Source organism: Macrococcus brunensis (genome assembly GCF_004359615.1).
Lineage (GTDB): Bacteria > Bacillota > Bacilli > Staphylococcales > Staphylococcaceae > Macrococcus > Macrococcus brunensis.
This window is the reverse complement of the sequence record NZ_SCWA01000001.1, coordinates 42316-65635: the sequence shown is the minus strand read 5'-3', so window position 1 is coordinate 65635 and position 23320 is coordinate 42316. Positions and strand designations below refer to the sequence as shown.

Here is a 23320-nt window from a genome sequence, read left to right as displayed (position 1 = left end):
TTGTTCCTTAGCAACTACTTTCAAGCGCCGCAAATCATCTGCAGTGAATGCGAAGCATCTTTTGAAAAAATACAAGGACCGCGTTGTACGCACTGTCATAGACTCCTGATTGATGAGGAAACCTGCAGAGACTGTCTGTTCATGCATCAGTATTTTCAGCCGCTGGACCGGATTCAGGTGTTATTTGATTACAATGATTTCATGAAAGAGGTGATTCATGCATATAAAGGTAGAGGTGATATTAAGCTCGCTCAAATATTCGCCTATTTGCTGCGTGGCCATGTATCCTACATGAAATCGTTTGACGCCGTTATCGCATTACCTACTAGCGCGGAGAAACTAAAGACGCGCGGCTTCAGTCAAATGGAAGAAATTCTGTCACATCTGCCGGTGACACTTTGTCACTCTCTGACAATGGCAAGTCGGATAAAGCAGTCTGAACTGACTAAAAAAGAACGGTTGAAACAAGTGAATCCTTTTACGGTCTCGAGCCAGGTCCACGGTCGTGTTCTTCTTATCGATGACATCTATACGACAGGCCTGACTGTGCATCATGCAGCCGAGATTCTTCGGTCACAAGGTGTTCATACGGTTGAAGTGTTAGCGCTTGCAAGACCTTGATAATATGCTAAAATAAAGGTAGGAAGAAACACCACAGAATAGGTTTCATAAGGAGTTGTTTCATTATGATCAGATATGAAATTCACGGAGAGAATATTGAAGTAACAGATGCAATCCGTAACCACATCGAGGAGAAATTAAGTAAACTTGAGCGTTACTTTGCTAATGTGCCGGATGCGAATGCACATGTCAAAGTTAAGACTTACCAAGATTCTCGCTCTAAAATTGAAGTCACTATCCCGCTTAAAAATGTGACGCTTCGCGCAGAAGAACGTCATGATGATTTATATGCGGCAGTCGATCTGATTGTTGAAAAATTAGAACGCCAGGTCAGAAAACACAAAACAAAAGTTAATCGTAAATTCCGCGAAAAAGGAATTGAAAAAGATGTTTTCCCTGTCTTCCCTGAAACAGAAAAAGAAGAGGAAGAACCTGAAATCGAAATCATCCGTTCTAAACAGTTCGATTTAAAACCGATGGACTCTGAAGAAGCGGTACTTCAGATGAATATGCTGGGTCATGATTTCTACATCTTCAATGATGCAGAGACAAACGGAACTAACATTGTCTACCGTCGTAAAGATGGTAAGTATGGTTTAATCGAAACATCAGCTGAATAACTTGAATCCCCTCTTAATTGTAAAAGGGGATTTTTCATGCCGTTATGTTTTTATAACAATTAAATAAATGGTATTATTAATTGTTGTAGATGGTAACTAAAGGAGAGAAAAACATGGGATTCATTAAAAAGATGTTTGACGGCAATAAACGTGAAGTAAAATCATTGTCTAAAATTGCAGATCAAGTTGATGGTTTCAAAGATGTCATGGCAGCAAAAACAGATGATGAACTGAAAAACATGACCGTTATGTATCAGAATGAACTGAAAGAAATAGAAGATTATAGAGCACAGCAGGATTATCTCGATCGCATTTTACCGGAAGCTTTCGCGGTGGTGCGCGAGGCATCGATGCGTGTCCTTAAAATGTTCCCTCACCCTGTACAGATCATGGGTGGGACTGTTCTTCATCGCGGGGATATCGCAGAGATGAAGACCGGTGAAGGTAAGACACTGACGGCTACAATGCCCGTCTATTTAAATGCACTGACAGGACGAGGTGTGCATGTAGTTACCGTCAATGAATACTTATCAAGCACGCAGTCTGAAGAAATGGCACAGCTTTATAATTTCCTCGGCCTGTCTGTCGGTCTTAACTTAAATAGTAAGACAACGGCTGAGAAACGTGAAGCTTACGCGGCTGATATTACATACAGCACGAATAATGAACTCGGCTTCGACTACTTACGGGATAACATGGTGACGTATAGTGAAGAACGGGTCATGCGTCCACTTAACTTTGCCATCATCGATGAGGTCGATTCTATCCTGATTGATGAAGCGAGAACGCCTCTGATTATCTCTGGTCAGGCTGAGAAGTCAACAGGTATGTATATTCAGGCAAATGTCTTCGTTAAGATGCTGAAACCTGATGTGGATTATAACTATGATGAAAAAACAAAAGGCATCCAGTTATCAGAAAGCGGTATTGATAAAGCAGAGAAAATGTTCAAAGTGGATAACTTATATGACGTGAAAAATGTCAGCCTGATGCATCACATCAATATTGCACTGAAAGCTCATCGCTCTATGCTGAAAGATGTGGATTACGTCGTTGAAGATGGTGAAATTGTTATCGTCGACCAGTTCACTGGACGTACAATGCCTGGTCGCCGTTTTTCTGATGGTGTCCATCAGGCCATTGAAGCAAAAGAAGGCGTGGAGATTCAAAACGAATCTAAAACGATGGCTTCAATTACATTCCAGAACTTCTTCCGTATGTATAACAAACTGTCCGGTATGACAGGGACAGCGAAAACAGAAGAAGAGGAATTTATCAGTATTTACAATATGGTTGTCACACAGATTCCAACGAATAAACCAATTGCGCGTGAAGATAATGCCGATTTAATCTTCGCATCAGAAAAAGGGAAACTTGGAGCTGTAGTTGAAGAAGTGATTGCCCGTCATAAAGCAGGACAGCCCGTTCTGTTAGGTACTGTAGCAGTTGAAACGAGTGAATATATTTCAGATCTGCTTAAAAAGCGTGGCATCCGTCATAATGTACTGAATGCCAAAAATCATGAGCGAGAAGCAGAGATTGTAGCGAACGCGGGCCAAAAAGGCGCTGTGACGATTGCAACGAACATGGCTGGTCGTGGTACAGATATTAAACTCGGTGAAGGTGTTCAGGAAATCGGTGGGCTCGCAGTTATCGGTACAGAACGTCACGAATCTCGTCGTATCGATGATCAGCTTCGTGGTCGTGCAGGTCGTCAGGGAGACCCAGGTTTCAGTCGTTTCTATCTGTCACTGCAGGATGAACTTATGGTCCGTTTCGGTTCTGAGCGTATGCAGAATATGATGACGCGTCTCGGCATGAATGACGAGGCACCGATTGAATCTAAAATGGTGTCACGTGCTGTAGAATCTGCTCAGAAACGAGTAGAGGGGAATAACTATGACAGCCGTAAACGTGTCCTTGAATATGATGATGTACTGCGTAAACAACGTGAAATTATCTATAAAGAACGTAATGACATCTTAGAGCAGGAAGACTGTTCAGCTCAGGTTCATTCAATGATTCAGGAGTCAGTCCGTCGTGCAGTTAACGCGCATTTCACAGGGGAAGACGGTCGGCAGGACTACGAAACATTCATCAATTACATTGAAGACATGTATATTCCTGAGGGCGACTTAAAAGAAGAAGAAATTGCCCGCCGTGATAACGATGAAATATATAATGTCGTCATGGATCATATTGATGCACAGTATAAACGCCAGGAAGTTCAACTGGGCGAACAGATGCATGAATTTGAGCGCATGATTCTCCTTCGTACGATTGATATGAAGTGGACAGATCATATCGATACGATGGATCAGCTGAGAACAGGTATCCATTTACGTTCATACGGTCAGATCAACCCGCTACGTGAATATCAGAATGAAGGTCTCACAATGTTTGAAGATATGCTTGATAACATTGAAGATGACGTTTCTAAATATGTACTTAAATCCATCATCGATAAAGGTGAGCAGGTAGAGCGTGAACAAGTGGCTCAAGGCGAAGCCATGGTCGCAAATGATGGTAAAGAAAAAGTGAAGAAACAGCCTAAGCAGGCTGAGCCGACTATCGGACGAAATGAACCTTGTCCATGCGGCAGCGGCAAAAAATACAAAAACTGTCACGGAAGAGATGAGAATTAATGGAAGCATTCGAAATCAAGAATACTCTTTCATCAATAGATGAAAAATTAAATAGTTTCAGGGGGTCTCTTTGACTTAGAGGAAAAAGAGACGAATATACAGGAATACGATGAAATGATGGCTGATCCAGGCTTCTGGGACGATGCAAACAAAGCTCAGGACATCATCAATAAAAGTAATGCCTTAAAAGAAGTGGTCAATGGCTATAAAGCGCTGGCTGAAGAAAAAGAAAATATTGAAGTCATGCTTGAGATGGTTAAAGAAGAAAGTGATGAAGAGATGGAAGCAGAAATCGCTGAAAACTTAAGAAGTCTCAGCGAGGATGTCGATCAGTTTGAACTGAAGATGCTGTTAGATGGTGAATATGATGCTAACAATGCCATCCTTGAACTTCATCCAGGTGCCGGAGGTACGGAGTCGCAGGACTGGGGTGCCATGTTATTACGCATGTACCAGCGTTTCAGCGATAAACAAGGTTTTAAAGTAGAGACCATTGATTACCAGCCGGGAGACGAGGCAGGTATTAAAAGTGTGACGCTATTGATCAAAGGACACAACGCTTATGGTTATTTAAAAGCCGAAAAAGGCGTCCATCGTCTTGTGCGTATATCACCATTTGATTCATCTGGCCGGCGTCATACATCTTTTGCTTCATGTGAAGTGGTGCCTGAATTTGATAACGATAATATTGAGATCGAGATTAATCCGGAAGATATCAGTGTGGATACGTACCGTGCGACAGGCGCAGGTGGGCAGCACATCAATACGACTGACTCCGCCGTTCGTATTACCCATCAGCCGACCGGTATTGTGGTGACTTGTCAGAACGAACGTTCACAGATCAAAAACCGTGAACAGGCGATGAAGATGCTGAAAGCGAAGCTCTACCAGCGTAAACTGGAAGAGCAGGAAGCAGAGATGCTTGCTATACGTGGTGAACAGAAAGAAATTGGCTGGGGTTCTCAGATTCGTTCTTACGTCTTCCACCCGTACTCAATGGTCAAGGACCACAGGACAAACGCTGAAACAGGAAACACATCAGCCGTCATGGATGGCGACATCTCACTTTTTATTGATGCTTACTTAAAAAGTCAGCTGTAATGGTTTAGCAGATGTATTATAATGGTAAGTGTAAATAAAAAGGGGGAATTGCTGATGAAAAAATGGTTAGTAGGTACAGTTTTAGCAGGAACGCTAGCTCTTGCAGCGTGTGGCAACGGAGAAGAGACGAAAACAGCAGATAATAGTAACGCAGATCCTGGATTAACAGCGTTCCAGAATAATTCATGTGTCGGCTGTCATGGTAAAGACTTAGAAGGTGCAAGCGGCCCGAACCTCACTCAGGTAGGCGCTAAATACTCTAAAGCAGAAATTGCAGATATCATCAAAAATGGTAAAGGCAATATGCCTAAAGGTCAGGCTCAGGGCGAAGACGTCGATAAAATTGCTGAATATTTAAGCAAACAGAAGTAATATTACAGTTATATAAAGATATCATTGAGTCTATATCTTTACAGGTTCCCCTGTGCTATATTTGAATCAAATTTGTGAATTTGATTTAAAGGCGGGGGAATTTTTTTATATGAAGAAAGTAATCTTAACACTGACTTTAGCAACAACATTATCAGTGACATCTATAGCCGGCGCAGATGCAGCTGAAAAAGCGCATGCCGGAGAATATAAAGTGAAAAAAGGCGATACATTATTAAAAGTAGCTGATAAATATGAAATTTCTACGTTACGTCTCAAAAAATGGAACAACCTTAAATCAAATCAATTAAAACCAGGTAAAATCTTAATTGTTGATGAGAAAAAAGTGAAAAAGTCACATGAACTTAAAACGATGCTGGATCCGAAAATCGATATTGTCAAAACTGAAAAAAAGTCTGAAGCTAAAATTACAGAACCCGCTGCAGAAGGACGAGACCAGGCCGCTGAACCAACCATCACCGTTAAATCAGAACCTGAACAAGCAGCAGCGCCTGTTATAAGACCGTATGATGAAGAAGTCAACGTCATCTCCCCGGAAACTTATGATTTTGAATCAGCAGAATCTGACTCACCGATCATCAGACCACACGATGAAGAGAACAATTTTATCTCACCTGAAACATATCATTTTGATGCCACAGATACTGAAACAAAACTCGAACGGTCAGAAGTCAAAATACCTTCTTCAAACCGCATTGCTCAGATTGCACTGAAAATTGCAGCCAATAAGTCTTATGTCTATGGTGCCAATTCATCTACACAAGTCGATTGTTCTTCTTTTGCTCAACAAGTTTTCGCTGCTATGGGTAAATCTCTGCCACGGACGACTTACCAGCAGATGGCAGTTGGAAAACGAGTCACTTCTCCAGTTGCAGGAGATCTTGTCTTCTTTAATGAGGGCAGTCACGTAGGTATCTATATTGGCAACGGCCAGATGGTGGATGCTCTAAATCCGAAAGAAGGCGTTAAGCAGCGTGCAGTCAGTTATATTAACGGTAGTGTGACAGGTTATTATAGATATTAAAAGACGGCGAAAGCTGTCTTTTTTGTTTAATTTTATAGAAATATGTCTATAAGTATATAATAGGTAACAGTTATATTACGCTTAAGTAACATCGAATTTTGCTCTCATTTTCTATGCTATTATCATCTTACTAAGAAAATGTTGGAGGAACAATTCACGATGAAAAAAATGATGCTGTCGATCTTAACTGTCCTTATGTTACTGACTATCTCTACTGCTGTTGAACAGCCTACTGCTCAAGCTTATTCAAATCCTGTAAAATATAAAGCGGCTAACTACTACACATGGGGCAGCTGTGCATACTACGCATTCAATCGTCGTGCTCAACTCGGACGCTATGTTTCCAACCAATGGGGCAATGCAAGAAACTGGGCATACAATGCATCACGCTACGGTTATACGGTGAGCCGTAAACCTATTAAAGGTTCTGTCCTTGTTTCACAATTAGGCTACTATGGTCACGTAGCAGTTGTTGAGAAAAAATATACAAATGGTTCAATTGTTGTATCAGAAATGAACTATCCACGTCAGGGCGTTAAAACATACCGTACAATTCCTAGCTATCAAGTACGTAATTTCCAATATATCTATTAATTTTTAGAAAGGATAAACGAATTTGTTTATCCTTTTTTTTATGGATTCTTGTTATAATAGCGAAGGAGAAGGAGGCAGAATATGAAAAGAATCTTGATGTGGGTATTGAGCGGTATTTTTATGCTGCTGGCGGCATACAGTGTATATACTGTCATCAATCAGGACACGACAGAGTTGAAAGTCAGCGGACAAGCGCATTACATAAACGACCGCAATATCAGCAAGGAGCCGGTGCAGAGTTTGGAAGGAGAGAAACTGAACTTAGGCCGTGAACTGACAGCTGACATTAATATCATTAATTTCTGGGCCTCCTGGTGTGAACCATGTAATAAAGAAATGCCTGAACTGATCAAATACAATCAGCAGAAGCCGAATCACATTAAGCTGATAGGAATGAACGTCCAGGATAAAGAAAAGGGACGAGACGCGTTTCTTAAGAAGTATCAGCCTGATTACTCGATTGTTACTGGTACTGAGGATATGGTCAAATATTACAAAATCTATAATATACCGACAACTATTTTTGTGAGTAAAGAGGGTAAGGTCCTCTCGACTTATGTCGGCGAACTGGATGCCAGTAAACTGGAGACTCTTGTTCAGGAAGTGGAAGGGAGATCATAGATCAGTATTATGATATGGTATATACTTGCTTCTTTTCTGCCGGCTATCATGGTGATTATGTTCAGTATGATGATAAAAAATAAATATACAGGATTAGCGTTAGCCGCTTTAGTGATAGGGGTATCTGTCTACAAAGGCTTTTTTCATTCAGAAATGATTGTGTTTCTTGATACTCTCTCGCTGATGCTGGGCTATTTTGCAGTTGATCAGCTGAAGCTGGATCAAACGAGTCATTATTAATAGACACGGTCGCAAATGCGAACGTGTTTTTATTTTGAGAGCGAACAGATGTTTGTATTTTTAAGGTTATATTTGCTAAAATAGATACGTTAAGGAGGGGTTACATGGAACATCATCCATTTAAACTACAGTCAGAATTTAAGCCCGGTGGGGATCAGCCGGCAGCGATTAAAAAGCTTGTAGCCGGTATTAAAGAAGGTAAACGTTATCAGACATTGCTCGGTGCAACAGGTACAGGTAAGACGTTTACAATGAGTAACATCATCCAGGCAGTCGGCAAACCCACATTGATTATTGCGCATAATAAGACGCTTGCAGGTCAGCTGTACAGTGAGTTTAAGGAGTTTTTCCCTGATAACCGCGTTGAATATTTTGTCAGCTACTACGATTACTATCAGCCGGAAGCGTATGTTCCCTCTACAGATACATTTATAGAAAAAGATGCCTCAATTAACGATGAAATCGATAAATTACGTCACTCAGCGACAAGTGCACTTTTTGAGCGGGATGATGTAATCATCATTGCATCGGTGAGTTGTATTTACGGTCTCGGTAACCCGGAAGAATACAAGGATATGGTGGTCAGCGTAAGAACAGGTATGGAGATGGATCGTAATGCGCTGCTCCGTAAGCTTGTAGATATTCAGTACACAAGAAACGATATTGACTTTCAGCGCGGGACATTCCGTGTACGCGGGGACGTCGTCGAGATATTTCCTGCCTCACGTGATGAGCAGTGTGTGCGTGTCGAGTTTTTCGGTGATGAAATAGATAGAATACGTGAGATCAACTATTTAACAGGTGAAGTGCTGAAAGAGCGTGAACACTTCGCTATCTTCCCGGCCAGTCACTTCGTTACACGAGAAGAAAAAATGAAAGTAGCCATCGAACGTATTGAAAAAGAGCTGGAAGAACAGCTGAAAGTATTTCGCGCCGAAAATAAACTGCTGGAAGCCCAGCGTCTCGAGCAGCGTACAAACTATGATATTGAGATGATGCGTGAGATGGGTTTCTGTTCAGGTATCGAGAACTATTCTGTACATTTAACACTGCGCCCAAAAGGCTCGACGCCTTATACACTACTGGATTATTTCGGAGATGACTGGTTGATCATGGTCGATGAGTCGCACGTCAGTCTGCCGCAGATTCGCGGTATGTATAACGGTGACCAGGCGCGTAAAAAGGTACTGGTGGATCATGGTTTCAGATTGCCAAGCGCACTGGATAACCGTCCTCTTAAATTTGATGAATTTGAAGAAAAAGCACAGCAGTTTGTCTATGTTTCTGCGACGCCCGGTCCATTTGAAATTGAACATACTGACGAGATGGTTGAACAGATTATCCGTCCGACAGGATTGCTTGACCCTATTATTGAGGTTCGACCTTCACAGCATCAGATTGATGACTTGATGGAAGAAGTTCGCGTGCGTATCGAACGCAAAGAACGTGTCCTGATTACGACACTGACTAAAAAAATGAGTGAAGACTTGACCGCTTACCTGAAAGAAGCAGGCATTAAAGTCAACTACCTGCATTCAGAGATTAAGACGCTGGAACGAACAGAGATCATCAGAGATTTGCGTCTTGGTGTCTATGATGTCCTCATTGGTATCAATCTGCTTCGTGAAGGACTGGACATACCGGAAGTGTCACTGATTACCATTCTGGATGCTGACAAAGAAGGATTCCTGCGTTCAGAAAGATCACTTATTCAGACAATTGGACGAGCTGCGCGTAATGAAAACGGGAAAGTCATTATGTATGCAGATAAAATCACTGACTCGATGCGTACAGCTATAGATGAAACACAGCGTCGACGTGATATTCAGGAAGCCTATAATAAAGAACACGGTATTACACCAACAACAATTCATAAGAAAATCCGTGATGCTATCAGCGCTTCTGTTGAAACCGATGAATCAGTGAAAGAAACTAAACCAAAGAAAAAGCTGACGAAAAAAGAACGTGCAACCCGTATGGAACAAATCGAACACGAAATGAAAGAAGCGGCAAAAGCACTGGACTTCGAACGTGCGACAGAGCTGCGTGATATTCTATTTGAACTGAAAGCAGAAGGGTGAACTTATGAAAAATAAAGAAATTGTCGTTAAAGGAGCAAGAGCTCATAACCTTAAAGATGTAGATATAAAAATACCGCGCGATAAGCTTGTCGTGATGACAGGTTTATCTGGCTCGGGTAAGTCCAGTCTTGCATTCGATACAATTTATGCAGAAGGCCAGCGTCGTTATGTAGAATCATTAAGTGCTTACGCCAGACAGTTTTTAGGACAGATGGATAAGCCTGATGTTGATACGATTGAAGGCTTATCCCCAGCTATCTCAATCGATCAGAAGACGACTAGTAATAACCCGCGAAGCACAGTATCAACCGTGACAGAAATCTATGACTATCTACGTCTGTTGTTTGCTCGAATCGGGACACCTTATTGTCCGGTCCATAACATCAAGATAGAATCTCAGACCATACAGCAGATAGTAGACCGTATTATGGAGCTTGAAGAACGTACTAAAATACAAGTGCTGGCTCCCATTGTTTCCAGTCGTAAAGGTGAACATAAGAAGCTGATTGAAGACATCGGTAAGAAAGGTTATGCCCGTCTACGCATTGATGGTGAGATGGTGGAAATCGGAGATGACATTAACTTAGCGAAGACATCAAATCATGATATCGATGTCATCATTGACCGATTAGTCGTCAAACCGAATATTGAGAGCCGTTTAGCGGACTCTCTGCAAAATGCACTGGAACTTGCTGAAGGCAATGTGGTGATAGATGTCATCGGCGAGAAAGAAATGAAGTTCTCTGAAAATCATGCCTGTCCTAAATGTGGTTTTTCTATAGATGAGCTGGAACCAAGGATGTTCTCGTTCAATAGCCCGTTTGGTGCCTGTCCTAGCTGTGATGGTCTTGGGACAAAGCTGACGGTCGACCTCAGTCTCGTGATACCGGATGAATCCATTAGTCTCGCTGATGGCGCTCTCGTACCTTGGCAGCCGATCAGCTCGGAATATTATCCGTCTCTTCTTAGACAGACAGCCAAGCATTTCAAAATTGATATGAAGAAGCCGTTTAATAAACTGACCAAAAAAGAGCGTGACATTATCCTCTACGGTTCACCGGAGCAGATAACTTATAAATTCAGACAAGATAATGGTGTCAGCCGTTCAAGAACAATGGCCTATGAAGGAATCGTCAACAATATCGACCGTCGTTTCCATGACAGTCCTTCTGATTTTACACGTGAGCAGATGCGTAAATATATGACAGAAGAGGTCTGTGAGACATGCGAAGGCTACCGTCTGAATGAACAGGCGATGGCTGTTAAGATTAACGGCGAGCATATTGGCCAGGTTGTTAAACGTTCAATCGGTCAGGCTCTTAAATACTATGAAGAGATTGAACTGACAGAAAAAGAGAAGATGATTTCCAATTTAATCATCAAGGAAATCACTTCCCGACTTTCTTTTCTGAATAATGTCGGACTGGAATATTTGACGATGGATCGCCGTGCGGGGACATTGTCAGGTGGTGAGGCGCAGCGTATCCGCCTTGCAACGCAGATTGGTTCACAGCTGACAGGTGTCCTTTATATACTGGATGAACCGTCTATCGGCCTGCATCAGCGCGACAACGACCGACTCATCTCTTCGCTCGAATCTATGCGTGATTTAGGTAATACACTCATTGTTGTTGAACATGATGAAGACACGATGCTTGTCGCAGATTACCTCATTGATATCGGACCGGGTGCGGGTGTTCATGGCGGACAAATTGTAGCGGCCGGCACTCCAAAACAGGTGATGAAGAACTCAAAATCACTTACCGGTCAGTATTTAAGCGGTAAGAAACAGATTGATGTGCCTGATACACGCCGCGAACCAGACGGACGATATATTAAAATCAGAGGTGCACGTAGTCATAACTTAAAAGACATCGATGTTGATATTCCGCTAGGTGTCATGACAGTAGTGACCGGCGTATCCGGATCAGGAAAAAGTTCTTTAGTGAATGATGTATTATTTAAAGGACTGGCGCAGGAAATCTATAAGACTAAGGGAAAACCTGGTGCCCACGATTCGATAGAAGGCATTGAACATATCGATAAAATCATCGATATTGATCAGTCACCGATTGGACGTACTCCGCGTTCAAATCCTGCCACTTATACAGGTGTATTTGATGACATCCGTGATTTATTCAGCCAGACAAATGAAGCGAAGCTCCGCGGTTATCAGAAAGGCCGTTTCAGTTTCAATGTCAAAGGTGGACGATGTGAAGCTTGTAAAGGTGACGGTATCATTAAGATTGAGATGCACTTCCTGCCTGACGTCTACGTACCTTGTGAAGTCTGTCATGGTAAACGTTATAACCGTGAAACTCTGGAAGTCACATACAAGGATAAAAGCATCGCAGATATTCTGGAGATGACAGTGGAAGACGGCTATCATTTCTTCGAGAATCATCCGAAGATCAGTCGCAAATTGAAGACAATAGTGGATGTCGGACTAGGGTATGTGGCGATGGGTCAATCAGCCACGACGTTATCGGGCGGTGAAGCACAGCGCGTTAAACTGGCATCAGAACTTCATCGTCGTTCAAATGGGAAGACGCTGTATATTTTAGACGAGCCGACAACAGGTCTTCACGTCGACGATATTGCCCGTTTACTTAAAGTCCTGCATCAGCTGGTCGAAAATGGTGATTCTGTCATCATCATCGAGCACAATCTCGATGTCATTAAAACGGCTGACCACATTATTGATCTAGGACCAGAAGGAGGCGACGGCGGGGGTACGATTCTCGCAGAAGGAACGCCTGAGATGATAATGGAAGTGAAGGAATCCTACACCGGTCAGTATTTGAAAAAAGCAATAGAGCGCACGAAGAATTAAGTATAAATCCGCATTGAACGATGCGGATTTTTTGTTTGATTGTATTTCAGTTGGAAGTTCATTAAAATTAAAGCATGGAGGATTATCAAATGAATAGTGCTGAACTACAGAACCATTTTAATTTTAAATTAGTAGCCGGAGAAAAAGGGCTCGGTCGAACCATCAGCAACACGGATATTTCAAGACCCGGACTCGAGATGGCAGGGTATTTCTCCCATTACTCATCTGACCGTATACAGCTCTTAGGGACTACGGAAACTTCTTTCTTTGAGATGCTCAGTAAAGAAGATAAAGCAGAGCGCATGAACAAGCTTTGTCGTAAAGAAACACCGTGTATTATCATTGCACGGGGCATAGAAGCACCGGAAGAGCTGGTTGATGCCTGTAATCGGCGCGATACACCTCTTTTCAGCTGTGAAGATGCGACAACGAATTTAATCAGTCGCTTAACAAGTTACCTTGAAACACAGCTTGCGCCTGCGACAAGTCTGCACGGTGTACTGGTCGATGTATATGGTATTGGTGTCTTAATCACGGGTGACTCGGGCGTCGGTAAAAGTGAAACTGCACTGGAACTTGTTAAAAGAGGACATCGTCTTGTAGCCGATGATAATGTAGAAATCAAAGAAGTATCGCGTAATATTCTGATGGGCAGTCCGCCAAAACTCATTGAACATCTGCTTGAAATCAGAGGACTCGGAATCATCAATATCATGACATTGTTCGGAGCAGGCTCTATTCTGCCCGAGAAACGTGTGATGCTGAACATCAATTTAGAGACTTGGGACCGTGACAAGATGTATGACCGGGTAGGACTAGTAGAGGAGACTTTATCTATTCTTGATTCTAAAATCACCAAGAAAACGATACCGGTTAAACCTGGGCGGAACCTCGCAGTCATCATTGAAGTAGCGGCTATGAACTACCGTCTGAATAAAATGGGTGTGAACACGGCAGAAGAATTCAACAATCGTCTGAATCAGCAAATAAAAAAACAGTCATTGAAGGAGAACTAATATGTTATTTTCAATCAATCCTATTGCATTTCATGTCGGCTCATGGCCGGTGCGCTGGTATGGTATCATCATTGCGGCAGGTATCCTGCTGGGCTTTCTAGTCGCAAATCGCGAAGCGAAGAAACATGGTATGGCAGAAGATGACCTGATTGATTTAATTGTCTGGCCGATTATCGTCGGCATCATCTGTGCCCGCATTTATTATGTCGGTTTTGAGTGGCACTACTATAAAGAGCACCTTGCGGAGATACCGATGATTATGAATGGTGGGATAGCGATTCACGGCGGGTTGATCGGTGCACTGACAACCGGATATTTCCTTGTCAAAAGACGCAACCGCTCATTCTTCCATATGGCAGACTTGATTGCACCAAGTATTATTCTCGCGCAGTCTATGGGTCGTTGGGGTAACTTTATGAACCAGGAGGCACATGGGGGACCTGTATCTCGTTCGTTTCTTGAGAACCTGATGATTCCTGACTGGATCATCAATCATATGCAGATAGACGGTCTCTACTATCAGCCTACTTTTCTGTACGAATCACTGTGGAGTCTGCTTGGCTTTATCACGCTGCTACTGATCAGAAAACATCTGAGAATCGGTCAGACTTTCTTACTCTATGCCATCTGGTATTCAGTCGGTCGTTTCTTTATTGAAGGCTTAAGAACAGACAGTCTGATGCTGACAGAGCATCTGAGAATTGCTCAAGTGATTTCCCTTGTCATTATTGCGGTCAGTATCATCACATGGATTTACAGAAGTATGAAATATCGTCTGCCGAAATATGGCGACCTTAACTATATTTTACGGAGCAGTAACGATGAGACGCACCGAGCGTCATAAAGTCTCGGGGCCAAATCCGTTATGGAATGTCTATGAAAGACTGCCCTTTGGTCGTACTTTCTTCAATACATTGATCATAGAAATAGGGAGATACTGTCCTTCGATGTCATTGAAGAAGAAATTGTATGAATTAACGGGAATGACGATTGGACATGAGACTTCGATTGCCTATAAAGTGACCCCTGACATTATGTATCCCGAAAAGATTACAATCGGTACAAACTGTGTCATTGGCTTTAATGCGACGATTCTCTGTCATGAATATCTCATAGATGAGTACAGGATAGGTGAAGTCATCATCGGCAATGAAGTCTTGATTGGTGCCGGGGCACTGATACTACCCGGTGTGACAATCGGTGATAGAGCTGTAATAGGCGCAAATACAGTCGTGACAAAAGATGTGCCCGCTAGAACCTTTGCATATGGTAATCCGATGCAGATAAGAGAGTAGGAAACAACATGAACGAAAAAATAGTCAGTCTACCTGTAGATGCGGACGACTACGCACATATTGCTCAAAAGAAAATAAGGCAGCAGTTATATCAGGATGCGATTCCTTATCTGGAGAAAGCCATTAGACTGAACAGCCGGCAGGACTATTATATCGACCTAGCGACTTGTTTAGTGAAAGCAGGAAAGACAGAGGAAGGCGTCCACATCCTGTTCGAAAGAATTGTTAAAGAAGAGGACTTTGCAGTTTATTTTTATCAGCTCAGTCAGATTTACACGGAAATACGTGAACCGAATAAAGCATTTCTATACGGTTTATACTATGTTCAGCTGACAGATGATCAGGATTATTTTGATACACTTAAAACAACATTTGAGGTCACTTATACGAGTCAGACAGCTGTGGAAGCGGAAAGTACGCTGTATGTCGCACAGCAGTTATTTCAGTATTTGTTTTCACATGGACGAATTGATGAATCAATCGACTGGTTAAGCAGCCAGCCGGTCCATATTCAGGAACGTAAAGAGATGCGCAATCTAAAAGCAATGGCCTATCTTTTTATGTCAAAGTACAATGAGGCAGAAGCACTTCTGGAACAACTGCTGACCGAGGACGAAACCGATATTCATGCGCTTTGTCACTATACACTGCTTCTTTATAATACGCATCAGCATGAGAAGTTTAATCACTATCTGCAGCGACTGAATAAGCTGCATCCTATCAATGAGGATGAGTCATTTAAACTGGGAATCGTCCTTAGTTTCCTGAAACAATATTCCGCATCGCAGCAACTGTTATTGCCTATCTATAAGAAAAAGAACTTAAAGAATGCACAGCTGCTTCACGCGCTAAGCTTCAATTATTTTGCATTAGGTCAGGTAAAAGAATCTGAAGAAATGTGGCGTAAATTACAGTCCTTTTCGAAAGCTTCTCCAAGTCCGAAAGAAGTTCATGAAACCAGCCAGTTCATAGAAAAGGATATCGTACCTTTACTTCACAGCGATGACAGACATGCTAGAATAGTCGGCCTTTTCAAGTTGTCACAGCTGCCTTATAAAGAAGCGATTATTTCAAAGGAACTGTGGGATCAGCTGGAACAGATGGGCGATTATGAAAAACTGTATTTGTCCTATATATTTAGCGAACTACAGCTTGTAAAACTTGATTTTATTCATCAAGGGTTAGTGTTGTTATGGCAGCTCAACCAATCTACAGAGCTGCTTCTCAGCTGGGTGGATAAGGCACAGGCATTGATTGAACTGAACGAGCTGAAGGAAGTTTCGGCGTATACAGCTGCGTGTTATTACTTATACATGAAAAGAACGGCTGCGATATCCGTTCAGCACTGTGCAGAACTCTTTCATCTCACCCGTTATCGCTTAAATAAAGCACTCAATTTCTATAAGCAAAATAATATTTAAATCAATGAATTTAGTTTATTCTTATATTACTAAACAAACTTTAAGGAGGATATTATGACTGAACAAAAACAATACGATGTAATTATTATCGGAGCAGGTCCAGCTGGGATGACAGCAGGCTTATACGCGGCACGTGCCAACCTTTCTGTTGTGATGGTGGAACGCGGTATGCCTGGCGGACAGATGGCCAACACAAATGATGTGGAGAACTTCCCAGGTTTTGATCTGATCACTGGTCCTGATCTCTCAACAAAAATGTTCCAGCATGCACAGAAGTTCGGTGCGGAATACGCATATGGAGATATTAAAGGAATCCGTGTAGAAGGCGATAACAAAATTGTCTCACTAGGCGACAAAGAACTTGTTGGTAAAGCAGTGATTATTGCGACAGGTGCAGAATACAAAAAAATTGGTGTACCAGGTGAAACAGAACTGGGTGGCCGCGGCGTTTCTTATTGTGCAGTCTGTGATGGTGCATTCTTTAAAAACCGTAACCTGATTGTAATCGGTGGCGGTGACTCAGCTGTTGAAGAAGGCGTCTACTTGACGAAATTCGCAGATAAAGTAACGATCGTCCACCGTAGAGACGAGTTACGTGCACAGAAAATTCTGCAGGAACGTGCTTTTAAAAATGAAAAAGTCGATTTCATCTGGAATTCAACTCTGAAATCAATTAATGAAAAAGACGGTAAAGTAGGTAGTGTTACTCTTGTTGATAAAGAAGGTACAGAGTCTGAAGTTCAAGCTGATGGTGTCTTCATTTATATTGGTATGCAGCCGCTGACAGGTCCATTCGTTGACCTTGGTATCACAAACGAAGCAGGTTATATTGTTGCGAACGATCAGATGGAAACAGCTATCCCAGGCATTTATGCAGCAGGCGATGTACGTGTAAAAACATTACGTCAGATAGTGACGGCAACAGGTGATGGCAGTATCGCAGCGCAAAATGCACAACATTACATCGAAGAACTTAATGATAAAAAGTAAATGATTCAGTTCAGATGCGTCCGAATGGGCGTGTCTATTTTTATGAAATTGTGTAAAATGAATAAATAAGGAGGGGACGGCTTGAACTCAGAAGAAGGCATTAAAAAACTGATTGTAGTGACAGGTATGAGCGGGGCAGGTAAATCGGTAGCAATCCAGAGTCTGGAGGACCTGGGTTATTTCTGCATTGATAATTTGCCGCCTATCTTACTGCCTAAGATTGTAGAACTGATGCATGAAAACAATGATTCACTATCTAAAGTGGCGATCGGCATCGATTTAAGAGGTAAAGATTTCTTCGACAACTTATCAAATGAACTGCAGCAAGTGACGAATCTGACGGATATTGTCGTCCAGATTCTTTATTTAGATGCAAAAGACCGTGTCCTCGTCACACGTTATAAAGAAACGCGACGTAATCATCCTTTATCAGAAGGGGGTTCGCCGCTGCCAGCTATTCAGCAGGAACGTCAAATGCTGGCAGATTTACGTGGCATGGCCACTCATATGATAGATACTACAGAAATGAAGCCTAAGGCACTTCGCAGTCATATACTAGAGCTTTTTAATAATGGCAAAGACAATATCTTTAAGATTAATGTCATGAGCTTCGGGTTCAAGCACGGGATTCCGATAGATGCAGATCTTGTATTTGATGTCAGATTCCTGCCGAACCCTTACTATATCGAGACGCTAAGACCATTAACTGGATTGGATGCGTCAGTTTATGATTATGTGATGAAATGGAAGGAGACGACTATATTCTATAATAAACTGATGGACTTGCTGAAGTTCATCATGCCCGGCTATATGCGGGAAGGAAAGTCACAAGTCGTCATCGCAATTGGTTGTACAGGAGGACAGCACCGCTCAGTGGCTCTCGCAGAAAGAATCAGTCATGATTTAAAGGAATTCTTTGATTTTGAACTCAGTACATCTCACCGTGATGCGATGATAGAAGGTAAGATCAATGAGAAGGCTTAGAATTTGTCTGATCGGAGGAGGGACAGGTCTGTCTGTTCTTGCTCGTGGTCTAAAGGCTTACCCAGTTGATATCACGGCTATTGTGACTGTAGCTGATGACGGAGGAAGCACCGGGAAAATAAGGAATGAGATGAATATACCAGCACCCGGAGATATTCGCAATGTCCTGGCGGCTTTAAGCGATGTCGAGCCGTTACTTGAAAAACTGTTCCAATATCGATTTGATTCTGATAATCTGGGGCGACATCCCGTCGGTAATCTCATGCTGGCAGCGATGACTGATATTACTGATGACTTCGGTCATGCAGTAAGAGAGCTAAGTAAAATACTGAATGTTAAAGGAACGGTTATTCCTTCTACTAATACAAGTCCTATTTTAAATGCGGTAATGGAAGATGGCGAAATCGTAGTCGGAGAGTCATTGATACCGACCAAAAATAAAAGAATTGATCATGTCTTTTTGACACCTGCTAAAATACAACCAATGGCTGAAGCAGTAGAAGCGCTGTATGATGCTGATTTAATCGTAATGGGTCCAGGCAGTCTTTATACGAGTATTATGCCTAATATACTCTTGCATGAGATAGCAGAAGCACTTATCAAAAGCACAGCTAAAAAACTGTATGTGTCGAACATCATGACGCAGCCGGGAGAAACAACAGATTACACGGTTTCTGATCACATCAATGCAATTCATAAGCACGTCGGAGCGAGTTTCATTCAGTTTGTCATTGCGAATCAAAAGACATTGAATGAAAAGATATCCTCAAATTATGAACGCCGGAATTCTGCTTTCGTCCATTGTGATACAGAGAAAATTGAAGCACAAGGTATCGAAATATTGACTGATGATCATCTGGTCCTCGTCAATGAGGATTATGCAGTGCGTCACGATAACTGTGTCCTTGCAGAAATGATCTATGAACTGGTTCTATCTGAAGTAAGTACAATTCAGGTAGATGAATAGAAAGGAAGAGCAACGTGTCATTTGCATCTGAGATGAAAAATGAACTGACAAGAATAGAAGCAGATGACTGCTGTAGCAAGGCGGAGCTTGCAGCACTCATTCGCATGAATGGTAACTTAAGTATTTCAAACCGTGAATGGGTGATCAATGTTCAATCAGAAAATGCAGCGATAGCACGCCGCGTATTTTCTTTGATTAAAAAGATATTTGGAGTTGAAATCGAGCTCCTGGTCCGCAAAAAGATGAAGCTGAAGAAAAACAATGTCTATATCTGTAGAATCAAGACAAAAGCTAAAGATATCCTGGGAGAACTCGGAATACTTGTGGACGGCAGCTTTACACATGAGATAGAAGATCACCTTGTCAAAAATGACTGCTGTAAGAGAAGTTACTTAAGAGGAGCTTTTCTGGCGGGAGGATCAGTCAACAACCCTGAAACTTCGTCTTATCATCTGGAGATTTTCTCGTTATATGAAAGTCATTCACGTGACTTAACGAAACTGATGAATGAGTATCAGTTAAACGCCAAAACATTGGAACGTAAAAAAGGCTACATTTCCTATATGAAAGAAGCGGAGAAAATATCTGATTTCCTGAGTCTGATCGGCGGTTATCAGGCGCTGCTTAAATTTGAAGATGTGCGTATCGTACGAGATATGCGCAACTCAGTAAACCGTTTAGTGAACTGTGAGACGGCTAATCTGAATAAAACTATTAGTGCAGCGATGAGACAGGTTGAGAATATAGAATTGATTGAGCAGGAGATTGGACTGGAAGAATTGCCGGACCGTTTACGTGAAATTGCTAAACTGCGTATTATCCACCAGGATATCTCTCTCAAAGAGTTAGGAGAAATGGTCTCAACAGGCGTGATTTCGAAGTCCGGCGTTAATCATCGGTTAAGAAAGTTAGACGAAATAGCAGAGAAACTTAGAAGTGGTGAACAAATAGACCTAAAAAAATAACAGATGCCGAAGCATCTGTTATTTTTCTTTTCTAAAGACATCGAAAGGCTTGAAGTGTTCTTCTGGAATCGTCAGACTACCTGGTGTTTTACTGTTAACAGAATGAATAGCGGTATGCATGAGCATCTCACGTTTATAGTCATATTGTCTTTTACCAAAGGCATTGGCATACTTCACGTAGTCCTGATATTTAGGATCTTTCTTATCCAGAGAGTTTAAATATTTCTGATCGTCTTCATGCATTTTAAATACAGGGTACTGATTCTGGTTGTTATCTGTTTTAACAACTTCAACATGTTGAGGGTCAGCAGTGATAAACGTGCCGTTTTCAAGCATGTACATGTCCATATTGTCGAACTTTACAGCGAGGATAGCATGAAATTCCTGGCCTTCACCGGCTGGCTTAGTAGGAATGCCGTGTCCTGTATCTTCTGTATATAAAACAGTATCGTTATCTTTAACTTTTACAGTCTTATCGATTGTTTCTGTTGTCAGTTTTGTCATTGGATACGTTTTTTTGACGCCTGGCTTCAGACTTTCAGTATCCTTGAAGGCGACATCTTCATGGTCATGAATGTCTTCTTCCTGAGTTTTTTTTGACTTTTCTTCAGTAGATTGTTCCGTCGTTTCAGCAGTGGCTTTTTCTGCTTGATTCTCCTTGCTGGTAGAATCATCTTTTTGAGCACAGCCTGTTAATAGACCAGCTGCGAGCAATATGTATAAATACTTGTGCATGATAACTCTCCTTTAAAAATAAAGAGCCCTCTATTACTTCATAGAGGGCTTCATAAATATTGATTATTTAATCAGCTTGAAGATTTGTTTAGCGTTGTCTGTATTCTCGATGTTACCTCTCCATAAGCTGCTTGATGGACCGTAACCATATACGTTGACGTCCTCACCCGTATGGCCACCAGTAGTCCAGCCAGTTAAGCTGCGAGCATTGACAGGTGCTTCAATAGCATTTTCGATTTTAGTAGCATCTTTAGCGGCTACAGCATCTTTGATCGCTGTCATTTCTTCTGCTTTTAACTCAAAGCCGACGTTAGCTTTGATGATTTCGTCTACATTAGCGCCGTCTTTCATGAGTTGAGCACGTAAGTATTCAGGTGTATGTTTCATTTGTTTGATTGGCTGAGTGAACCAGTTGTAGATGCCGTTAGCACCGATTGAGAAACCACCAGTAGAGTGGTCAGCTGTTGCGATAACTAAAGTGTTGCAGTCTTTTTTAGCGAAGTTGATGGCTTCCTGGAATGCTAAGTCAAAGTCTCTCATTTCGCTCATTGCACCCGTTACGTCATTAGCATGACCTGCCCAGTCAATCTGTGAACCTTCTACCATTAAGAAGAATCCTTTTTTGTTTGAATCTAACTTTTTGATAGCTGTTTTAGTCATGTCTTTTAATGAAGGCATATTAGCGTCACGGTCGATCATTTTAGGCATACCACCTGGTGAGAATAAACCGAGAATCTGTTTATCTTTAGAGTTAGAAGCTGCCTTCAGTAACCCTTTTTTATTACCCACATATTTGTAGCCGTCATTCTTGAATTCTTTAATTAAGTTTCTGTCTTTACGTTTGAAGTAATCTTTACCACCACCAAGAATGATATCAACTTTATGTTTACCGTTGATCATTTCATCATAATAATCATCAGCGATCGCTGGCATATTTTTACGTGATTCATCGTGAGCACCATAAGCGGCTGGCGTTGCGTGAGTCACTTCTGAAGTTGCCACTAAACCAGTAGATTTACCAACTTCTTTAGAACGCTCAAGAACAGTCTTGACTTCTGCTTTGTTGTTATCAACAGCGATTGCATTGTTGTAAGTTTTAACACCCGCACTCATCGCCGTAGCAGCAGAAGCTGAGTCAGTGATGTTTTCATTATCATCTTCAGCAATTGTACGCTGAGTACCTAATAAGTAATGGTCAAATGATACAAGATCCATTCTTTTAGTTGATGGGTTATCCATCATATAGCGGTGAGCAGTAGTGAATGAAGGACCCATACCATCACCGATCATGAAGATGATGTTTTTTGGCGTTTTATGCTCACTGCAAGGAGTTACTTTCGTAGTAGCAGCTTCTGCAGTGTGAACACCAGTAGAAGTTGGCATTGAAGATAAGAAAAGACCAGCGATTACAGATGAAGCAATAACTTTATTGAATGATTTCACGATGAATCCTCCTAAGTTTTATGATTACAAACTAAATCTATCAGTAAAATGTAAAGGCTATACGTTATTCTTGTAAAAAAACTGTAAAGTTAGTGTAAATAAAAAAGCACTGAACAAATCGCTCAGTGCTGGATTAGAACCTATTTATCGTTATCTGCTGGATGCATCACATCATCAATCAGACCATATTCTTTAGCTTCTTCAGCGCTCAGGAAGTTATCGCGATCAGTATCTTTTTCGATTTTTTCAATCGGCTGACCTGTGCGTTCTGACAGAATGCGATTTAATTTTTCACGTGTTTTTAGGATATGGCGAGCAGCAATCTCAATCTCAGTCGCCTGACCTTGTGCACCACCGAGTGGCTGGTGAATCATGACTTCAGCATTAGGAAGTGCAAAACGTTTACCCTTAGCACCCGCAGCCAGTAAGAATGACCCCATAGAAGCGGCCATACCGATACAGATGGTCTGGACATCTGGTTTAATATGCTGCATTGTATCATAGATAGCCATACCTGCAGTCACGCTGCCACCTGGTGAATTAATATAAAGGTAAATATCCTTTTCAGCATCCTGCGCTTGTAAAAATAATAACTGTGACACGATAGAGTTAGCGACGTTATCGTCAATCTGAGAACCGAGCATGATAATACGGTCTTTCAGAAGGCGAGAGTAGATGTCATATGCGCGTTCACCGCGGTTAGTAGATTCAATAACTGTTGGAATTAAATTCAT

Annotated in this window: 22 protein-coding genes; 19 read left to right on the top strand and 3 right to left on the bottom strand. The window is 41.8% G+C overall.

Annotated elements, in window-relative coordinates; genetic code table 11:
* The first annotated feature begins 141 nt into the window (after positions 1-141).
* The 19 genes from ERX27_RS00355 (at position 142) to whiA (ending at position 20408) form a co-directional block, all read left to right on the top strand.
* Positions 142-621: a ComF family protein gene (locus tag ERX27_RS00355; protein ID WP_133430822.1), complete on the top strand. Its 480-nt coding sequence runs from the start codon at positions 142-144 to the stop codon at positions 619-621.
* Positions 622-686: 65 nt separating this feature from the next.
* On the top strand, positions 687-1241 hold the full coding sequence (hpf, locus tag ERX27_RS00350; RefSeq protein ID WP_133430821.1) for a ribosome hibernation-promoting factor, HPF/YfiA family: 555 nt from the start codon (positions 687-689) through the stop codon (positions 1239-1241).
* 113 nt (positions 1242-1354) lie between these two features.
* Positions 1355-3886, top strand: a complete 2532-nt coding sequence (gene secA, locus ERX27_RS00345; RefSeq protein ID WP_133430820.1) for a preprotein translocase subunit SecA — start codon at positions 1355-1357, stop codon at positions 3884-3886.
* A protein-coding gene (prfB, locus tag ERX27_RS00340; protein WP_133430819.1) for a peptide chain release factor 2 occupies positions 3886-4987 on the top strand; the annotation gives its coding sequence in 2 pieces (ribosomal slippage) (positions 3886-3957 and positions 3959-4987; 1101 coding nt in all). Before secA ends, prfB begins: the two co-directional genes overlap by 1 nt.
* A 54-nt stretch (positions 4988-5041) precedes the next feature.
* Complete coding sequence (gene cccB, locus ERX27_RS00335) at positions 5042-5359, top strand: cytochrome c551 (protein ID WP_133430818.1); 318 nt, start codon at positions 5042-5044, stop codon at positions 5357-5359.
* A 109-nt stretch (positions 5360-5468) separates the two neighbouring features.
* The gene (locus ERX27_RS00330) at positions 5469-6401 is read left to right on the top strand and encodes a C40 family peptidase (RefSeq protein ID WP_133430817.1); all 933 of its coding nucleotides are present in this window, start codon (positions 5469-5471) and stop codon (positions 6399-6401) included.
* Positions 6402-6560: 159 nt separating this feature from the next.
* Positions 6561-6995 (top strand): CHAP domain-containing protein, encoded by a 435-nt coding sequence (locus ERX27_RS00325; protein ID WP_165983029.1) that lies wholly within the window; start codon positions 6561-6563, stop codon positions 6993-6995.
* Between the two features lie 81 nt (positions 6996-7076).
* On the top strand, positions 7077-7616 hold the full coding sequence (locus tag ERX27_RS00320; RefSeq protein WP_133430816.1) for a TlpA family protein disulfide reductase: 540 nt from the start codon (positions 7077-7079) through the stop codon (positions 7614-7616).
* 9 nt (positions 7617-7625) lie between these two features.
* Positions 7626-7856 (top strand): DUF2198 family protein, encoded by a 231-nt coding sequence (locus tag ERX27_RS00315; protein WP_133430815.1) that lies wholly within the window; start codon positions 7626-7628, stop codon positions 7854-7856.
* A gap of 104 nt (positions 7857-7960) precedes the next feature.
* Complete coding sequence (gene uvrB / locus ERX27_RS00310) at positions 7961-9937, top strand: excinuclease ABC subunit UvrB (RefSeq protein ID WP_133430814.1); 1977 nt, start codon at positions 7961-7963, stop codon at positions 9935-9937.
* 4 nt (positions 9938-9941) lie between these two features.
* The gene (gene uvrA / locus ERX27_RS00305) at positions 9942-12770 is read left to right on the top strand and encodes an excinuclease ABC subunit UvrA (RefSeq protein ID WP_133430813.1); all 2829 of its coding nucleotides are present in this window, start codon (positions 9942-9944) and stop codon (positions 12768-12770) included.
* Positions 12771-12859: 89 nt separating this feature from the next.
* A complete protein-coding gene (gene hprK / locus ERX27_RS00300) occupies positions 12860-13786 on the top strand; it encodes an HPr(Ser) kinase/phosphatase (protein WP_133430812.1) in 927 nt (308 codons plus the stop codon).
* A 1-nt stretch (position 13787) separates the two neighbouring features.
* The gene (gene lgt / locus ERX27_RS00295; protein ID WP_133430811.1) at positions 13788-14630 is read left to right on the top strand and encodes a prolipoprotein diacylglyceryl transferase; all 843 of its coding nucleotides are present in this window, start codon (positions 13788-13790) and stop codon (positions 14628-14630) included.
* Positions 14608-15081, top strand: coding sequence for an acyltransferase (locus tag ERX27_RS00290; protein ID WP_133430810.1), 474 nt, complete (start codon positions 14608-14610; stop codon positions 15079-15081). The genes lgt and ERX27_RS00290 overlap by 23 nt, the downstream gene beginning before the upstream one ends.
* Positions 15082-15089: 8 nt before the next feature.
* On the top strand, positions 15090-16502 hold the full coding sequence (locus ERX27_RS00285; protein WP_133430809.1) for a tetratricopeptide repeat protein: 1413 nt from the start codon (positions 15090-15092) through the stop codon (positions 16500-16502).
* Between the two features lie 54 nt (positions 16503-16556).
* A complete protein-coding gene (trxB, locus tag ERX27_RS00280) occupies positions 16557-17492 on the top strand; it encodes a thioredoxin-disulfide reductase (protein ID WP_133430808.1) in 936 nt (311 codons plus the stop codon).
* A gap of 81 nt (positions 17493-17573) precedes the next feature.
* The gene (gene rapZ, locus ERX27_RS00275; RefSeq protein WP_133430807.1) at positions 17574-18476 is read left to right on the top strand and encodes an RNase adapter RapZ; all 903 of its coding nucleotides are present in this window, start codon (positions 17574-17576) and stop codon (positions 18474-18476) included.
* On the top strand, positions 18463-19443 hold the full coding sequence (locus tag ERX27_RS00270) for a gluconeogenesis factor YvcK family protein (protein WP_133430806.1): 981 nt from the start codon (positions 18463-18465) through the stop codon (positions 19441-19443). The genes rapZ and ERX27_RS00270 overlap by 14 nt, the downstream gene beginning before the upstream one ends.
* A 14-nt stretch (positions 19444-19457) precedes the next feature.
* A complete protein-coding gene (whiA, locus tag ERX27_RS00265; protein ID WP_133430805.1) occupies positions 19458-20408 on the top strand; it encodes a DNA-binding protein WhiA in 951 nt (316 codons plus the stop codon).
* Positions 20409-20426: 18 nt separating this feature from the next.
* Here the strand turns inward: whiA and ERX27_RS00260 are convergent, their stop codons facing one another.
* The 3 genes from ERX27_RS00260 to clpP form a co-directional block, all read right to left on the bottom strand.
* Positions 20427-21143 (bottom strand): hypothetical protein, encoded by a 717-nt coding sequence (locus ERX27_RS00260; protein ID WP_133430804.1) that lies wholly within the window; start codon positions 21141-21143, stop codon positions 20427-20429.
* A gap of 63 nt (positions 21144-21206) precedes the next feature.
* On the bottom strand, positions 21207-22586 hold the full coding sequence (locus tag ERX27_RS00255) for an alkaline phosphatase (RefSeq protein ID WP_341777581.1): 1380 nt from the start codon (positions 22584-22586) through the stop codon (positions 21207-21209).
* Between the two features lie 140 nt (positions 22587-22726).
* Entirely contained in the window at positions 22727-23320 is a 594-nt protein-coding gene (gene clpP / locus ERX27_RS00250) for an ATP-dependent Clp endopeptidase proteolytic subunit ClpP (protein ID WP_133430803.1), read from the bottom strand.

Bases quoted from the DNA above. Each gene is read 5' to 3' on its own strand.
- ERX27_RS00355 (WP_133430822.1), top strand. From the start codon at position 142: ATGCATCAGTATTTTCAGCCGCTGGACCGGATTCAGGTGTTATTTGAT.
- hpf (WP_133430821.1), top strand. From the start codon at position 687: ATGATCAGATATGAAATTCACGGAGAGAATATTGAAGTAACAGATGCA.
- secA (WP_133430820.1), top strand. From the start codon at position 1,355: ATGGGATTCATTAAAAAGATGTTTGACGGCAATAAACGTGAAGTAAAA.
- cccB (WP_133430818.1), top strand. From the start codon at position 5,042: ATGAAAAAATGGTTAGTAGGTACAGTTTTAGCAGGAACGCTAGCTCTT.
- ERX27_RS00330 (WP_133430817.1), top strand. From the start codon at position 5,469: ATGAAGAAAGTAATCTTAACACTGACTTTAGCAACAACATTATCAGTG.
- ERX27_RS00325 (WP_165983029.1), top strand. From the start codon at position 6,561: ATGAAAAAAATGATGCTGTCGATCTTAACTGTCCTTATGTTACTGACT.
- ERX27_RS00320 (WP_133430816.1), top strand. From the start codon at position 7,077: ATGAAAAGAATCTTGATGTGGGTATTGAGCGGTATTTTTATGCTGCTG.
- ERX27_RS00315 (WP_133430815.1), top strand. From the start codon at position 7,626: ATGATATGGTATATACTTGCTTCTTTTCTGCCGGCTATCATGGTGATT.
- uvrB (WP_133430814.1), top strand. From the start codon at position 7,961: ATGGAACATCATCCATTTAAACTACAGTCAGAATTTAAGCCCGGTGGG.
- uvrA (WP_133430813.1), top strand. From the start codon at position 9,942: ATGAAAAATAAAGAAATTGTCGTTAAAGGAGCAAGAGCTCATAACCTT.
- hprK (WP_133430812.1), top strand. From the start codon at position 12,860: ATGAATAGTGCTGAACTACAGAACCATTTTAATTTTAAATTAGTAGCC.
- lgt (WP_133430811.1), top strand. From the start codon at position 13,788: ATGTTATTTTCAATCAATCCTATTGCATTTCATGTCGGCTCATGGCCG.
- ERX27_RS00290 (WP_133430810.1), top strand. From the start codon at position 14,608: ATGAGACGCACCGAGCGTCATAAAGTCTCGGGGCCAAATCCGTTATGG.
- ERX27_RS00285 (WP_133430809.1), top strand. From the start codon at position 15,090: ATGAACGAAAAAATAGTCAGTCTACCTGTAGATGCGGACGACTACGCA.
- trxB (WP_133430808.1), top strand. From the start codon at position 16,557: ATGACTGAACAAAAACAATACGATGTAATTATTATCGGAGCAGGTCCA.
- ERX27_RS00270 (WP_133430806.1), top strand. From the start codon at position 18,463: ATGAGAAGGCTTAGAATTTGTCTGATCGGAGGAGGGACAGGTCTGTCT.
- ERX27_RS00260 (WP_133430804.1), bottom strand. From the start codon at position 21,143: ATGCACAAGTATTTATACATATTGCTCGCAGCTGGTCTATTAACAGGC.
- clpP (WP_133430803.1), bottom strand. From the start codon at position 23,320: ATGAATTTAATTCCAACAGTTATTGAATCTACTAACCGCGGTGAACGC.